This is a genomic window from Vagococcus sp. WN80Y (genome assembly GCF_059621045.1).
Genome location: NZ_JCAQHY010000173.1, coordinates 29,587 through 46,204, shown reverse-complemented (window position 1 = coordinate 46,204; position 16,618 = coordinate 29,587). Strand labels below are relative to the sequence as shown.

Annotated in this window: 13 protein-coding genes and 1 pseudogene; 4 read left to right on the top strand and 10 right to left on the bottom strand. The window is 36.7% G+C overall.

What is annotated here, in order from left to right:
- Nucleotides 1-22: 22 nt before the first annotated feature.
- The 4 genes from AC5KOD_RS19860 to AC5KOD_RS19845 form a co-directional block, all read right to left on the bottom strand.
- Nucleotides 23-1,600 carry a DUF4097 family beta strand repeat-containing protein gene (locus AC5KOD_RS19860; RefSeq protein ID WP_496916326.1) on the bottom strand — a complete coding sequence of 526 codons (1,578 nt, stop codon included), beginning with the start codon at nucleotides 1,598-1,600 and terminating at the stop codon, nucleotides 23-25.
- Nucleotides 1,587-1,958 carry a PadR family transcriptional regulator gene (locus AC5KOD_RS19855; RefSeq protein ID WP_496916325.1) on the bottom strand — a complete coding sequence of 124 codons (372 nt, stop codon included), beginning with the start codon at nucleotides 1,956-1,958 and terminating at the stop codon, nucleotides 1,587-1,589. The genes AC5KOD_RS19860 and AC5KOD_RS19855 overlap by 14 nt, the downstream gene beginning before the upstream one ends.
- 97 nt (nucleotides 1,959-2,055) lie before the next feature.
- Complete coding sequence (locus AC5KOD_RS19850) at nucleotides 2,056-2,859, bottom strand: YusW family protein (RefSeq protein WP_496916324.1); 804 nt, start codon at nucleotides 2,857-2,859, stop codon at nucleotides 2,056-2,058.
- Between the two features lie 239 nt (nucleotides 2,860-3,098).
- The gene (locus AC5KOD_RS19845) at nucleotides 3,099-4,847 is read right to left on the bottom strand and encodes an ABC transporter ATP-binding protein (protein WP_496916323.1); all 1,749 of its coding nucleotides are present in this window, start codon (nucleotides 4,845-4,847) and stop codon (nucleotides 3,099-3,101) included.
- 216 nt (nucleotides 4,848-5,063) lie between these two features.
- On the opposite strand from AC5KOD_RS19845, the gene AC5KOD_RS19840 reads away from it, so the two are divergent.
- Nucleotides 5,064-5,741: a hypothetical protein gene (locus AC5KOD_RS19840; RefSeq protein ID WP_496916322.1), complete on the top strand. Its 678-nt coding sequence runs from the start codon at nucleotides 5,064-5,066 to the stop codon at nucleotides 5,739-5,741.
- A gap of 168 nt (nucleotides 5,742-5,909) precedes the next feature.
- Here the strand turns inward: AC5KOD_RS19840 and AC5KOD_RS19835 are convergent, their stop codons facing one another.
- Nucleotides 5,910-7,328, bottom strand: coding sequence for a glycoside hydrolase family 1 protein (locus AC5KOD_RS19835; RefSeq protein ID WP_496916321.1), 1,419 nt, complete (start codon nucleotides 7,326-7,328; stop codon nucleotides 5,910-5,912).
- Between the two features lie 234 nt (nucleotides 7,329-7,562).
- Between AC5KOD_RS19835 and AC5KOD_RS19830 the strand changes: the two genes are divergently transcribed.
- Together AC5KOD_RS19830 and AC5KOD_RS19825 are read left to right on the top strand one after the other, a co-directional pair.
- Nucleotides 7,563-8,276 carry a GntR family transcriptional regulator gene (locus tag AC5KOD_RS19830; RefSeq protein ID WP_496916320.1) on the top strand — a complete coding sequence of 238 codons (714 nt, stop codon included), beginning with the start codon at nucleotides 7,563-7,565 and terminating at the stop codon, nucleotides 8,274-8,276.
- Nucleotides 8,277-8,447: 171 nt separating this feature from the next.
- Entirely contained in the window at nucleotides 8,448-9,770 is a 1,323-nt protein-coding gene (locus tag AC5KOD_RS19825; protein WP_496916319.1) for a PTS sugar transporter subunit IIC, read from the top strand.
- Nucleotides 9,771-9,833: 63 nt separating this feature from the next.
- Here AC5KOD_RS19825 and AC5KOD_RS19820 read toward each other — a convergent pair whose 3' ends face one another.
- Nucleotides 9,834-11,171, bottom strand: a complete 1,338-nt coding sequence (locus AC5KOD_RS19820; RefSeq protein ID WP_496916318.1) for an APC family permease — start codon at nucleotides 11,169-11,171, stop codon at nucleotides 9,834-9,836.
- Between the two features lie 249 nt (nucleotides 11,172-11,420).
- Between AC5KOD_RS19820 and AC5KOD_RS19815 the strand changes: the two genes are divergently transcribed.
- A complete protein-coding gene (locus AC5KOD_RS19815; RefSeq protein ID WP_496916317.1) occupies nucleotides 11,421-13,109 on the top strand; it encodes a M20/M25/M40 family metallo-hydrolase in 1,689 nt (562 codons plus the stop codon).
- A gap of 62 nt (nucleotides 13,110-13,171) precedes the next feature.
- Here AC5KOD_RS19815 and AC5KOD_RS19810 read toward each other — a convergent pair whose 3' ends face one another.
- From AC5KOD_RS19810 to AC5KOD_RS19795, 4 genes and pseudogenes are all read right to left on the bottom strand, one after another.
- Nucleotides 13,172-13,927 carry a TraX family protein gene (locus tag AC5KOD_RS19810; protein ID WP_496916316.1) on the bottom strand — a complete coding sequence of 252 codons (756 nt, stop codon included), beginning with the start codon at nucleotides 13,925-13,927 and terminating at the stop codon, nucleotides 13,172-13,174.
- Nucleotides 13,928-13,954: 27 nt separating this feature from the next.
- Nucleotides 13,955-14,605 carry a helix-turn-helix domain-containing protein gene (locus tag AC5KOD_RS19805; protein ID WP_496916315.1) on the bottom strand — a complete coding sequence of 217 codons (651 nt, stop codon included), beginning with the start codon at nucleotides 14,603-14,605 and terminating at the stop codon, nucleotides 13,955-13,957.
- Between the two features lie 338 nt (nucleotides 14,606-14,943).
- Nucleotides 14,944-15,096: pseudogene (locus tag AC5KOD_RS19800) on the bottom strand (transposase); the annotation flags it as partial.
- A gap of 512 nt (nucleotides 15,097-15,608) precedes the next feature.
- Nucleotides 15,609-16,559, bottom strand: coding sequence for a DUF561 domain-containing protein (locus tag AC5KOD_RS19795; protein ID WP_496916314.1), 951 nt, complete (start codon nucleotides 16,557-16,559; stop codon nucleotides 15,609-15,611).
- Nucleotides 16,560-16,618: the final 59 nt, after the last annotated feature.

The window sequence follows — 16,618 nt, the reverse complement described above, 5'->3', positions numbered from 1 at the left end:
TTTTAGTTACCATTACTAAAAATTAATCCCCTATTACTTTATCATACAAACTAATATCACCTGTTTGACTACTAATTTCAAATGTCCGCGTAGCCTCTCCAGCCTTACTCGGAGTCACTTGATTGACAATGGTCCCCTTATCCGAAGAAATTTTAAACGTAATTGGAGCCATCGGCGATTGAACCCATTTTACCAAACCTGATTGACTCGTAATATTCCCAGCCAACCCAGTATCCTGATCCACAATAATTGATGCCGCATTATTTTTAATCGCCAAGTGACCTTGATTATTCGATGCTACTAACTTTCCACCCGCAATCGAAATCGTCGTGTTTCCTTCCTGACCTTCTAAAACGACCGCATTCGTTTGACTATTGATCACCAAGTCAGCAATATCCGTCTCAGTCACAACAACCTTACCGTCATCACTCTTAAGAGTGGCTTTATGCGCTTCAATCCCAACTAAATTAACAAAGCCATCCACTGTTTCTAGCTCTACATCTCCCTCACCATTCTTCAAGACAATCTTTCCACTACGACTCAAAGCATGGATCTTTCCTTCATAATGATTCATAATCAGATCAGCCGCTTCTGAATGGAACGAAAAATCAGCCACTCGAAAATTATCTGATTTAAACTCCCCTTGCGCTAACTGAATATCTACTTTTTTAGCTGCTAAATCTTGTGCTTGAACATGTGCCGAATTTAAAACAAACTCTACATCAGCCTCGCCCAATTCAATCGGGACATAAAGCACTACCTCTAAAGGGTTGAAGCTAGTAAAGCTATCGAAAACACTGCTCTCACCAAAATCCAATATCAACTCATTTTTTGATTGCTTTTCAAGCTGAGCCAACATCTTCTTAGCTTCTGATTTTCCTCTCCCTCTGATTTCAAGCTTGATCGTTGTATCATTGGTCGGCATCGTAATTAAATCAATCGGAAAATCACTTTTTATTTTTACTAATTTTAGCTCGTTCTTTTTCAACTTAACTGTTTGACTCAAGATCTTCCCTTGATAGAAAAATTGCCCACTCACAATGCTTCCTACAGTCGCAATAACCAAGCCGATAAATAAAAAAGACATCAAGAGCATTCTTTTAGTTAATCCTTCACGATATCGCTCCTTTTTTGAACGGTTAATTAAAGTCAAGCCAAAACCAACTGACAGGACAATCATCACTGGAATGAATGCAATATGGCCTTCTCTCACAAGCTCTAGTCCCAGATAACATAGCGAAAAAAGCCCCAGACACACTAAAATAATCTGCAAGAGTATCGTTAGAACCTGCTGTACCCGCTCATATATCCCATAAACACGCTCTTTTCTTTCTTGTAAATAGACAAGCTTTACATCCTCAATTGCCACAACATCTGTTTCAGCTGTCAACGCCGTATGAAGACGCTGCTCCTCATAGAACTCCTCTACCAGCTCCGCTGGAGAGCCTAATTTTTCAATTATTTCCTCTTCATTCAACCCTTTCTCAAGTTGAATTTGGATATGTTCCATCAAATCTTCTTTAATATCATAAAAGGCCTCGCTGTCTCCTTTAAGAAACATCGACTCCATTTCAGTAAAAAATTGGTCAATCCTGCTCATTATCTTCCTCCTCGCGTAAAAATTTAACGTTCTGTACAAAAATATCCCATTCCTCTGTTAGCAGCGTTAAGTACTCGCGCCCTTCATCAGTCAACGAGTAATACTTTCTTGCTGGCCCACTCGAGGATTCTTTTAAATACGTCCCGCAATACCCTTCCTTCACTAAACGACGTAAAACAGGATAAAGCGCCCCTTCTGTAATTGAAATATGCTGATCAATCCGCTGAGTTAATTCATATCCATAGCGGTCTTTCCTTTGTAATGAATAAAGGACACACAACTCCAACACGCCTTTTTTAAACTGATTCGTATTTTTCAAAATCTGATGGTCCTCCCATTCACTAGCTATCTCCAGCACAAGTCTCACCTCCTATTATAACAAACTTTGCTTGCCATACAATAAAAGAAGCGACACTCATCTATTATAACTGAGTGCCGCCATCTATCATAGCTTATTATTTAATTTTGAAGTCAACTTTTGAACCGTCAAAATATTTCACTTTGAATGAAAATTTTTTGAAGTTTTTGTTAACGCCTAATTTGCTTGTTACATGGTTAGCAATTTGTGCTTCAGTCATGTTGTTAACATCTAGACCGTTTAAAACATTGATAACTACAGCTTTAGCAGCATCGCCTTCAACTTTTTGTCTAGTCGCTTCATTTTCGTATTTAGCTTTGATTTGACCGTTGCTCTTAACATCCAAGTCTAAATCAACATCTTGGTTTTTAGCTTTGTAGTCTAATTCGATGTCGATTTCTTTAATACGTCCATCGATACCAGTTGATGGTTTTTCGATTTCAGGTACTTCAACCTCTGGTACTTCAACTTCTGGTGTTGATGGGTCTAAGATTACTGATCCTAGGTTTACGCCTTGGTAGTTAGCGTTGTGTACAAGAACAACTTTCAATTGCATACCTAAAGTGTTAACCATTGTTTTCAAGATTCCTTGAGTTTGGTTGGCACTTAATGTTACACGTTGGCTGATTTTTTTAGCTTGATCAGCTGTGTAGCCTAATTTTTCCCAAGTCGCAGCTTGTTTTAATTTATTGTATACTTTTTGTACGTTAGCAGTTGTCAAGTTAACGCCTGTTGCGCTATTCAAATCTTCTGCTGTAAATGCCATGATTGTTTCGTAAGCAGATTCAGAAATAACTGTTGCTGCAGATGCTTCGTGAGCTCCTACTGTTAAAGCTGATGCTCCGATTGATAATACCATAGTTGATGCTAATGCTAAATGTGCTAATTTTTTTGTAAACATAATGTTACCTCCGTAAGTTTTTATTTTATTTTAATACTGATTTACAAACACTACTATACATTCTACAGTACTGTTTTGTCAACTGTTTTAGTTTTGAGTAAAAAACCACCTAAACTGCGTATTATCGATATTAATCGACAATTTAGCTAAAAAAAGGCAAAAAAAAAATTATTTTTCTTCTTTTTTTAGTTTTTTTTATAAAAAAGAGAGCAAATTGTGACATTGCTCTCCCGATTCCCCTATTTAAATTGTGCTTGATAAAGTTCATAATAACGACCACCTATAGATAATAACGTTTCATGTGTGCCTCGCTCGACAATTTCCCCCTGATCCATAACTAAAATCATGTCAGCATGATGAATGGTTGACAAACGATGAGCAATCACTAAGGATGTTTTTTGTTCCAGTAAATTATCAAGAGACGTTTGAATATGACGCTCCGATTCATTATCTAAAGAAGCGGTTGCTTCGTCTAAAATAAGAATTGGCGCATTTTTTAAAAAGACCCGAGCAATTGCAATCCGTTGCTTTTGCCCACCTGACAGTTTAATTCCTCGCTCACCAACTTGAGTCTCGATCCCTTTTGGTAGAGAAGCAACAAATTCAGTCAACTTGGCCGCTTCTAGTGCCACCATTAGCGATTTTTCCGACGCAGTAGGTGAACCATACGAAACATTTTCGCGGATAGTTCCATCTATCAATTCAATATCCTGAGACACAATTCCAATCTGTTGTCGCAAAGAAGCCAACGAGTACTCGCGACTATCACGACCATCAATCACTATTTTTCCTGCTGTCGGATCGTACAATCTCGTCAACAATCGTGTCGTCGTAGTCTTACCTGAGCCAGAAGCCCCCACCAGAGCCGTCACCTTCCCACGTGGCAAGTCAAAGGACAAATCTACTAAAATCGGCTGCCCTTTTTCATAACTAAACGCAACTCCCTCAAATCTAATTCCCTCTTTCAGACCCGTCAGCTCAACAGGATTAACAACATCCACAATTGCTGGCTGCACCTCATATAATTCCATAATCCGTTCATAAGACACGATAGACTGTTGGAAACGACTGACCATTTGAGTGAAGGATCGAACAGGATTTTGTAGCAGCTTTAAATAAGCCAAATATGCCACAATGTTCCCCACTGTTAATTCTCCTTTAAACACTTGAATAGTCCCATACCCTAAAACAATCGCCATCCCAATATAGTTGATAAAATCAATGGAGGGTGAAAACAAACTTTGATAACGCATCGCACTTAAGTAATGTGCCTTATTTTCTTCATTAAGATCACTAAATTGCTTCGTTTCATACTCTTCTGTCGCAAAATTCTTAATCAATAAAACGGATGTTAGACTCGTTTGTAAGTGATTGTTAATTTTAGCTGTTGACTGCCTAACCTGCCGAAAAGCCGCTTTAATATGCCGACTAAAGAAATAGTTCAACCCATACAAAAAGGGAAAAGTTAAAGAAATCAACGCAGTTAAACGCCAGTCCTTCATTAACATAAACCCTAAAACAAAGACAAACGTCAAGACATTACTAAATAAGCGTAATGTCGTCGGCGAAATTAAATCCTGAATCGTTTTGATATCACCTGAAAAACGAGTCATCAAATCGCCCGTTTTTTGAGTTTCAAAGAAATTAAAATCTTGCTTCAACACGTGTCGATACAAGTCTTCCCTCAACTCGACAATAGCCGTCTGACTGATATGACTCATAATATAAGTTGAAAGATAGCTCAACACTCCCAGTGCACTAGCAAACCCCACCAACATAGCAATTGTCAAAGCTAATTGAGAAACCGACTTGCTAGGAATAATCACATCAATAATTCGCTGAGTCAACTGGGGAATGCTAAACTCAAAAAAAGCAATTAAAAGTAACGATCCCATACTTAGCACAAGCATCGGCCACTGATTGACCACTCGTTTAAAGATAAAGCTGAGCATTTGTCTAACAGAGCTCTGACTTTCCTGTTTTTCCATCCACACCTCTCCTTTTGACTTAAATAAACAGCTCATTGACACCAATATATTCTTATGATTACCATATGTCAATTACTAATGTTCTCTCTATTAAGAATACCACGTAATCAAATTGAGTCCGAGAAAAGTGTTCTTACATTCTAATCTAGCCCTCTCTCAAAAAAAGAATCGTTTTGACACAAACAATTATTAATCGGCGGTAGTCTCGCTCTCAGTTTGATTATTGGTAAACTAATTGCTGTCACAAGCATTTGGACGACCATCCCACAGAACTATCTAAACAGCTCTCTCAGCGCTTTAATTAATTCTAGTGGCTTCACTATTTTATTAATGCTAACAATTTATGCTCTTAGTAGTTTAATTGGCTTATTACTTGGCGAATGGCTAACTGGTGTCTTAACAATCGCTGGATTTTGGTGGACAATTACATTCTTTCTTAGCTCGTTAACTGATTTTTTTAATCTATTTTACAGCTTAATCACAGGAGCTGACCCTGAAATAGGGTATTTTCGCTCGCCGTTAGACGGCTTTATTTTTACACTATCAAGCACCTCTGTTAAGATAGGACCGTTTATCCTCCTTACCCTTGTCAGTGTTGGTTCTTTACTAATTGGGCAGTATGCTTTCCAAAAAATATCGCTTGAAACTAACAATCAGTATTTACTTTTCAATAAACTACGTCGCCCTATACTTTGGCTGTTCGTCTTTTATGCTAATATTGTTCTGAATAACAGTTTAATTATTATTAGTAGAGATTCAGACCCCATCAGTCTTTGGTATGTCGTTCAGTCTCTTGTAATTGTAAGTGGTCTTGCCTATCTAGTTGGTCATATTGTGATCTATCGCCGCTTCTCATTTAGAAAAAGGCTTCCTGATCTAAGGGAGGTAGGTTAGCCGTTCTTTTAGCAACGACCTTCGTCATAATGACTCTAAACTTTTTAGATTTTATGACTAATCAGGAACGGTGGCAAATCCTTTCAAACATGAAAACAATACAAAACACCAACCACAGGATTTTTATTCTCCACTCCTGTGATTGGTGTTTTTATATTATTCATTAAACTAAACTAATCTATCCAGATCATACTCAAAGCCATTGTTTTGACTTAATTCTTTATAAAACTCCCCACTCTTTTTGATTGTACGCTCTTGCGTTTCCAAATTGAGAGAGACTAACCCGTAACGATTTTTGTAAGAATTAATCCATGACCAACAATCAATGAATGTCCAAAGATGATACCCTTTAATCTGACAACCAGCCTCAATCGCTTTCCATAAGTACGCCAAATGATCCTTAATGTAATCAATTCGATAGGTGTCAATCACTTGCCCATATTCATCCATGAAACGTTCTTCATCTGCTACACCCATCCCATTTTCAGAGATAAACGATTCAATATTACCATAATTGTCCTTAATATCCAGACATAAATCAAGAATGCCCTTTTCATAAATTTCCCAACCTCGATACTCATTCATACGACGCCCTGGCATAATATGATGATCGAAGAACCAATCAGGTAAAAAAGGTCCTTCAGGGTTAATAGCCGTTAAACGCGCCTTGACACGTCGTGGTTCATAATAATTCAATCCTAAGATTTGAGCCGTATTCCCCGCAATACAAACCAAATCAGCTTCATCCGTATCTGCTGGTAATTGATCGTACTCCTTCAACAATGTCACAAGTTTTTCTGGAAAAACACCTTTAACCATCGGATCAAGAAAACTTCTTGTGTAGAATAAATCAGCCACTTCAGCAGCTTTCAAATCGGCAGCGTTTTGACTTCGAGGAAATGTCGGACTTAAATTTAAAATAACCCCAATTTTACTTGTTAATTGATGCTTTTTGAATGCTTCAATCGCTTTGGCATGAGCTAAAACAGTAAAATAGGCCGCTTGAGCTCCCCGTTTAAAATCAATGATATTAGGGTAATGAAAATCCTCTAAATATGAGCCTAAAATTGGGCCCAGTGGCTCATTAAACGTAAACCAATGATAGACTAAATCGCCAAATTCTTTGAAGCAAGTGTCGGCAAAATTAACGTAAGCATCTACAACGTCTCTAGACTCCCACCCGCCTTGATCTTGCAGAGCCGCAGGCATATCAAAGTGATAAAGATTAGCAAAAACCTTTACGCCATTACGAGTCATCTCAGAAAATAAGTCTCGATAAAAGGCAATTGCCTTAGGATTGACTTGTCCTACCCCATCATTTGGAAACATTCTAGCCCAAGAAATCGATACCCGGAAAGAATTATGTCCCGTTGCTTTCATAAGTTGCACATCTTCTTTATATCGGTGAATATGATCAGTCGTTACCTCCGAGCTTATTCCCTTATAAAATCGATAAGGTTGCTCTTTATACCAACGTTCCCAAACGGTTTCTGCCTTACCAGTTTCACCACGCCCTTCAGCTTGTTCTGCTGACCAAGCTGATCCCCACCAGAAATCATCTGGAAATGCTAAGTGTTCCATCTTCATAATAAGCCTCCTAATATTATTAGCCAGAGTAATCACAATCGTCAACAACTAACATGATTGTGCCTCTTAATCTCTTTGTCAATTTATAATATCACTCTTAAAAACAAAAAGAAATACTTATTATAAAAAATATATAACTTTTATTTTAGAAGTGTTTTTTTTGGTGGAAATGATACGTGTTTTTATGCTAAAGTATAGTAGTGAGTATATCTATTAAACGGAGTGGGTGAAAAAATGAAAAAAATTCCAAAATACATGGAAGTTTATTTAGACACAAAAGACAAGATCATGAAAGGGCACTATCAAATTGGGGATAAATTACCAACCGGCGATGAACTAGCTACCTCATTTAACACTAGTAAGCTGACAGTAAAAAAAGGCTTAGACATGCTAGTAACAGAAGGGGTTATCAGAAGTCGAAGTGGATTTGGAACGGAGGTTCTCAGGACTCCAATTGATAATTCTAAAGTTTTCGGCCCCAATGAAGGTCTTTTTAGTGTCGTGGGAGAAGAACATGTTGACTCAGAAATTCATACCTTCTCGATTGAGTTACCTTCAGAAAAAACGGCAGAAATGTTGAAAATCAGTTCAAAAGATTATGTCTATAATATTATCAGGAGTCGATTTATCGATCGACAACCCTATTCGATTGAACAAACCTTCATGCCTTTATCCGTCATCCCGGGACTAGAGCCTAAACACTTAAAAAAATCAGTTTATGCTTATATTGGAGATGAGTTAAATTTAGAAATAAAATCATCTCATATCTGGATAAAAGGTGATTTAGCAACTGATTTTGATGCGCGAATTTTAGCCATTGATACAGGTGATTTCATGATTGAAGTGGATAAGGTCGTTTCCTTAGCATCTGGAACACCGTTTGAATATTCCCTGTCTCGCCACATATACAAAGATTTTATTTTTGAAGCTGTTTTTGTTGAAAACTAAATATTTTTTCTAACCACAAAATTATTAGTCTTATTTTGTGGTTTTCTTTCTTGAAAAATACAAAGATATACATCTTTTTAAAAAGATATTTACTTTCTTTTAGAAATGATGTATTATTTGGTTACGAACGAAGGAATCGTTTGCAGAAAAGTAAAGATGAGGAGAATTGAAATGGAGAAGACGAAAAAAGACGTCATTTTTGAAAAATTTGGCATGATTGCAACTAAAATCGGCAATCAAATCCACTTACGGACATTACGTGATGCCTTCGCAACTTTTATGCCATTTATGATGTTGGCAGGCTTTGTTACATTGATCAATTATGTTATTTTGGAACCAACAGGCTTTATGGGGAAAATTATCAACCCAGATACCTTAACAACCATACAAGAGATTGGAATATCGATTGGAAATGGGACTTTAAGTATCACGACGTTATTAGTAGTTGCTGCTGTCTCTTATCACATGTGTATCAGTAGAAATTATAGTAACCAAATTGCAGCTGTTTTAGTTGCCATCTCAACATTTGTTGTTCTAACCCCAATGAAAACACTCTTTATGCCAGAAAATGCTAGTAAAGCTATCGAAGTAACTGGTGTCATTCCCGTCTCTCATACAGGCGCATCAGGTATGTTTGTTGGAATTTTTGTTGGACTATTAACAACTGAACTTTTTATTAAATTATCAACCAATGAAAAATTACAGATTAAACTGTCAGGAAATATTCCGCCAGCAGTCTTAAAGTCCTTTAACGTATTAATCCCTATTATGATTACTATTACCTCATTTGCTATTTTCTCATTTATTATTAATCAACTGTTCAATATGGATGTTAACGGATTGATTACTAAAATTATCACGGGACCATTAAGTAAAATCACGACTGGTTTACCAGGCTTCTTACTAATTACTTCCATTGCCAATTTATTCTTTGGTTTCGGGATTCATCAAGCCGTTATTTCCGGTTCTTTACTAGACCCATTCTTAATTCAAAACATGCAAGAAAATATGGCCGCGTATGCTAATAAAACAGAGATTCCTCACATCATCAACATGGCATTCAAAGATACATTTGCTGTTATGGGTGGTTCTGGGAATACGATTGCTTTACTACTTGCCATTTTTATCTTCAGTCGGCGCCAAGACTACAAGGATTTTGCTAAATTATCAGTAGCACCAGCCGCTTTTAACATTAGTGAACCAATCATTTTCGGTCTACCAATTGTTTTTAATATCAGCTTAATCATTCCCTTTGTTCTCGCTCCAATATTTTCACTGACAGTCGCATATTTCGCTACAGCAGCAGGGCTAATTAATCATGTGGTCGTTCAAATTCCATGGACAACGCCACCCGTTATTTCTGGTTTCTTAGCAACTGGTGGCGACTGGCGAGCAGCCGTCCTACAAATTTTAATCATTATTGTCAGTGTCTTTATCTACCTACCATTTCTCAGAGTAGATGAACAAGTAACGGCGAAAATGGCCGCTAAATAAAAAATAAATGCTAAACTAAAAAGGCTGTGACATAAATCTGTCACAGCCTTTTTAAACTACTTACTAACGTTTCTTATGCCAGACAAAGTAGATAACCAGTGCCATCAAGGCCACGCCAATCCCTATCATCGATAGCATTGTTTCATTAATTAATGTAGAGATAACTAAGTAACCTCCACCACATATTCCCAATATCGGTATCACTGGATATAAAGGAGTCTTATATAAACTCTCATCTCTAGGATATTTTTTCCTGAGAATAAAAATCCCAAATACTGCCATCGTGAAGAAAACCCAGACAACAAAAACAACAATATTCGTCACAGAATCAAATGTTCCAGATAAAATATAAAGAATAGTTAACACAATTTGCAAGATAATAGCACCAACTGGCGTATTACGTTTAGGTGAGATTTTCCCTAAAAATGTATGAGCAGGTAACAGCTTGCGATTCGCCATCGGTAAAATATAGCGCTCATTATTCATCATTTGGGCATTCATCGTCACAACACTAGAGACTAATACCCCTAATGTGATTAGAGTAGCACCTGCCTTACCAAATAATTTCTCTGCTACCACTACCCCAATATTCTCTGAAGCGGCAACTGTCTGAGGATCTATCGTTCTAAAAATCACAAAGTTAAATAACGCGTAGACTGCAATTACAAATGACAAAGAGAAAATAATTGCTTTAGGAAGATTTCTATTTGCTTCAACCAGCTCATCCCCTAGTGCCGCAGTAGAGATCCAACCATCGTAAGCATATAGCGCACCAATCAAGGCACCTGATAATGCCAAAGTTTTGCCATCGCCAACTAATGACATATTAATCGCACCAGGTATGCTCCCTTTAAATAAACCAATAGACAAAATCGCCGCTATCGGTATCAGTTTTCCAATAGTCCCTACTACCTGCAACTTCATTGCCCCTTTTGTTGACAGATATTGAATTAATCCAAACAATAAAATCACACCTATAGACAACGCTTTCATAACGGTGGCAGACATATCCACAAAATATGAAGCAAATGTCGAGAAAGCAATCGCACTTGCTGCTGGCCCCGCTGCACCGGATACAACAATCGTCACCACGCCATAAACAAAACCCGTTGCCTCGCCAAATAGCTCCGTCAAATACGTATACATCCCACCTAATTTAGGAATATAGGCAGCAATCTCTGCAATGGTCAACGCAGCACACAATGAAATAAATCCCGCAGCAATCCAAACTAAAATGGCCATTCCCGTTGAACCGGATGAAGCTAAAACAGACGATGGTTTTAAAAAGACGCCCGTTCCAATAACAAACGAAACCCCGAACATAGTCGCTTCAAAAAGACTTAAATTTCGTTGCAATTTCCCTTGCTCTACGTTGTTTGATTTCTTCTTATTCTCATCCACTAAGCATACAACCTCCCATTTAATCTCAATTTTTTTTGAACTGAGTAATGAATTTTGACAAAAAATAATTAAGTGATAGTCTACTCAACTCAACGTAAGTTTATCACTATATAAATGTAACCGATTTCAAAAAATGAATACTAATTATTCTTTTTTTGAAACTTTAACTCTATTTACTGAGATAGACTTGGAGGCAAGTGATAGTTATTTTGGCAGACGTAGCATAATGAATAGTAAAAGGAGAAGGTTATGTATACAACTTACAAAGAACTGGCCCATAAAATGAACTTGGCCAAACGCATTGAAGAGATTACCATTGAATTAACAAAGGTTCTAAGCGTATCTGAAACAAAAGGTGAAATTGATGTCAGCAACAAGGTAATTGAGATTCTCTCTAAGCTAGACTACTATAAAAAAAATCCACAGGATCTCTATTTGCAGGATATTCCGACAGATATCCACAGACGAAAAAATGTAATCGCTATTTTGCGTGGTAAAAAAGGAAACAGTAAAAAAGCCGTCACTTTATTGGGTCACACTGATACAGTCGGTGTTTCTGATTATGGCGACCTAATTGACCTATGTACCAGTCCCTATGAATTGACGAAAAAAATGTCAGAAATTAAACATGAACTACCAGTCGATGTCCAAGAAGATATTGATTCAGAGAATGAAAAATACATTTTTGGTAGAGGTATTTTTGATATGAAGAGCGGGGATGCGGTGATTATCGCCTTGATCGAAGCTCTTTCAAAAGACATCGAAAATTTTGAAGGCAACCTTATCTATACTGCCGTATGTGATGAAGAAGTTAGTTCTGTTGGGATGTTTGCCGTGGTTCCTGAACTTAACCGAATTCGCCTAGAAAATGACTGGGAGATACTAGGTATGATTGACACGGACTACATGACCCATGAATTTCATGGAGACGAAAAGAAATACGTTTATGTGGGAGCCGTTGGAAAGCTTATGCCCTCTTTTTATGTGGTAGGGAGAGAAACCCATGTTGGCGAAGCCTTTAATGGACTTGATCCCAACCAGATCGTCGCGGAATTAACCAAAAAAATAAATCTTAACCCTGAGTATTGCGACATTGCCGAAGGACAGGTCACACTACCACCAATTACATTAAAGCAACGAGACTTAAAACCAGAATATACCGTTCAAAGCGCTAAAACCGCCAATCTTTTCTTTAACTATGCCACACACATTAGCACACCCGATCAGGTGCTAGAAAAGATGGTTACTGCTGCTCAAGAATGTATGGATACAACGATTGATGACCTGAATTCACACTATAAAAAATTCTGTGAGCTATCTGGCATCGACTACAAAAAGTTGCCGTGGAAAACAAAGGTCGTAACCTATACAGATTTATACAACCAAGTAAAAGCAGAGTTGGGAGATAAACTCGATCAGATTCTTGAAGAATTCACCACAGAAAAACTAGCGGATACCACGTTAGATGATCGAGATTTCGCGCTCTTATTGGTTGAAAAAATCCATAGTCTTTGGTCTCACCGAGAGCCTGTTGTGGTGGTTTATTTCAGCCCACCTTACTACCCTCATATCTTTATTAATGGAAAAAATGATAAAGAGAAAAATTTATTAAATGCCGTTAAGTCCGCTGTTGCCGAAACAGAAACTGACTATGAGCTGGTCTATAAAAACTTTTTCCCTTATATCGCTGATATTAGTTTTGCAGCAGCACCTACTGACAAAAAAATACTCGAATCATTAAAAGGTAATATGCCTGGGTTCGGACAAAAGTACATCATGCCAATTGACGAAATGTCTAAATTAGATCTGCCTGTTTTAGATATCGGACCTTTTGGTAAAGACGCTCATAAATATACGGAACGACTAGAGACTAACTATTCCTTTGAAGTGACACCAGAACTCGTCTATAGAACCGTGATGAATTTATTATTGGCGTAACCGCAACATTAACCAAATAGAGGGTGAGACATGTCTCACCCTCTATTTGATTTAACTCCCCTCTAAAAATAAGTGATAAGTTTGTCTGCTATCAGTTTCATCATCAATAGATGAGCGGGATAGAACCAATAAAAGAAATATTTCATATTAATTCCTCGCTCATTATTATAAAAAAAGATAATCACTATACTAGCCGAACCAAGTAAAAAAGAGGGGTCAATCAGCGCCTGAAATGAATAATCAAGCCCGCAGATATACGCGATAACAGGAACAGATAAACACTTCCCCCATAACTTATCTTTAAATAGATAGAAAGATGTTATCAAAAAGATCCCATAATACCACCCATCAACATGCAGAAAATAAGTAATCATCGCCGCAATTAGAGAAAATAAAATGGCCAGCCACCAATTGTTATCATACCTTTTTATTAACGCTAATAATCCCACACCTATAGCTAATGTAAACAACACATTTTGCCCTTGCCAATCAATTATTTTCCCTGTAAGCGACCAATCGTAAATTGGCTCAGATACAAACCCAAAACCCATGAGAACAAGACCATATCTTTTCCAATTTTTCGTGTGACAAAAGCCTTCCACTAATAAAAAACAAAACAAAGGCAATGCTAAGCGTCCAACAATCGCACAACTTTCAGTTACTAGTAGCAACCACGAAAATTGTTGATCTGTAAAATAGCTATAAGGAGCATTCATAATCCCCCCATTCATTAAGACAATTTTTCCAAAATGATCAATCAGCATAGAGGTTAGGGCGATGAGTTTTATACTACTACCGCTTAAAAATTGTTTACTCATTTTTATTATCGACTGATAAACGTCACTTTACTTATTAGAAATATTAACTTGATATGACAAGCTAATTATTTTTTCCTGATAATTATCAGCCGTAAGCCGAATTTCATAGGATGATTTTTCAAGTATTATCGTTTGTTGATCTTCAATGTGATCGTTCTTGATTTCATAAACCACCCGCTTAGAAGCACCATCAATTATGGTCATCCCTAAATTACCTGAATCAATGTCTCCAATGATTCGAATCGTCACTTTACCAGATTTAGGTAATGAAAAATGGCCAGTTCCAATCACTACTTCTTCGTCATCACTCGAGACATTTAACGTCTGACTGTCATTCATATCAAATGATATCGTAGTGATTGATTGTTGATACTTATAAAATAGGGCTCCTGTAACTAGTATAGTCAGTGCCAATCCAACAAAAAGAAAAAGCAAAACATGCTTCTTTTTCTTTTCAGAATCAATCTGTTGAACTAAGTGACTATCCTCTTTTAGTAATTCATCTATTGACAGACTAAATGTCTCACTTAATTTTACAAGTATTTCTAAGTCCGGATGACTTTTTTCATTTTCCCAGTTAGAAACAGTTTGTCTGGTAACATTAAATAACTCAGCAAAAGATTCTTGACTAAGATTATTGTCTTTCCGGATTTGAACTATTTTTTCTCCTAATTTCAATTCAGTTATTCTCTCCTTTCAAATTCAGTCTCTCATAGCAGATAATTAATAACTATCAACTAGAGCAGACAAGCTAGCAAACTTCTCTTGCTAATCCGCAAAATCCCTTTGCAATCCTTACTTTTACTGTATTTTAAAGTAAAATAATGAGAAAAGATAGGAAAAAAAATAATTCTGGATCATTCAGTATTTTTCATCTCAGGTAGCACCATCAATAGATGATAATCTGTTAACATTCACTATCTTTTAAATAGACCGTCAACCATCTACCGTTCTATTTCGCTATAGTGGTTACTTAAAATAGATATTCATATTCGATCTTCTGCTTCTTGTTCTTATATATATTTAGTAATGGTCTTTCGATTTATCCCTACCGCACTCACATAGTAGCCTTTCAACCAAAATCATCGATTTCCATAACTGTATTTAAGATTCCCATGGCGCTCATGAATATGACTCATCACAGCACTTTTACCTTTCAAGATATCCATTAATCCTTTCTGGAAAGGTGGAATTTCCTATACAAAATTATTTCATCTCCATACTGCCAACATTAACAATAACGACAATGACAACAGACTTCTACATCTAATCTTTATGCATATGTCACTTACTAACACGATGAAGTATGTATAGTTATCCTTATAACCAAAGCAAGCATTTCATTATGGCATGCTCTAAAAATATCAAAAATCGACTAAAAAATCAAAATCACTCTGAGGAGATATTTCTGAGTGTGAGACAAAAGTCTCACACTACTTTTATTTAACGTACGTTATGTGATAAACCCACTCCAAAAGTCTGCTCACTACGTCTTACTACGCTTCACTTCGTTGTCCTAAACTTCTAAGCAACTAAAGTTGCAAAAGTTTAAGGCTCGGCAATTTCTCAAAAAAAACGACTTTATGTCTCAGTTTCTTCACATTACATATCATTCTTCATAATCATAGAGAAACAGACTAAAACCAATATATAAAGATTTTAGTCTGTTTTTGATTCTATCTTATCTGTAAAATTCTTCTACTGATTTTTTAGTTTTCTGTTCAATTACTTCTATATTAGAAATTAACTCTGAGATAATTTTATCTACTGGTTTTATTTTAGTAAGCATCCCAGAAATTTGTCCTGCCATAACACTTCCATTTACTATATCTCCATCATGAACGGCTCTAGCTAAAGAGCCTAAAGTTAATTTCTCTAATTCTTCTCGTCCTATATTCTGATACTCCATCTCCAAAAACTTATCTGTCAATTCGTTGCTAATACACCTAACTGGTGCATGATTAGTTCTACCTGTTACAATCGTTGAATTGTCTCGAGCAGCTAGAACAGCTTCTTTATAACTTTGAGCAACCGGACATTCTTCAGCTATTAAAAAAAGTGTACCAAGCTGAACTGCGCTTGCGCCCAAAGTTAAAGCTGCGACAATACCACGACTATCTGCAATTCCACCTGCTGCAATAACGGGTATTGATACTGAATCTACTACCTGTGGTAATAAAGACATAGTAGTACTCTCTCCTACATGCCCTCCAGCTTCTGTTCCTTCAGCAATAATAGCGTCTACTCCTAGAGCTTCCATTTTTTGAGCTATTTTCACTGTAGGAACAACAGGCATAACAATAAAATTTTCTTTTTTTAATCTCGGCATATATGGTTTAGGTGTACCAGCTCCAGTTGTAACTATTTTCACATTTTCATCTACTAAAACATCAATAATCTCATTAATATTATCCATCATCAACATCAAATTAACGCCAAAAGGTTTGCTTGTTAATTCTTTGCATTTTTTTATTTCTTCTCTGACTTCATTAGCACTCATTCCACCAGATGCTATTATCCCTAATCCACCGGCATTTGAAACTGAGCTAACCAATTTATATCTAGAAATTTGTGCCATTGCACCTTGAAAAATTGGATATTTAATGTTTAATAATTTTGTTATCTGATTCATTTTATAATAACCCCAATCTTTTATCATAATTTAAGCTAGCATTGATATAACGGAGCATA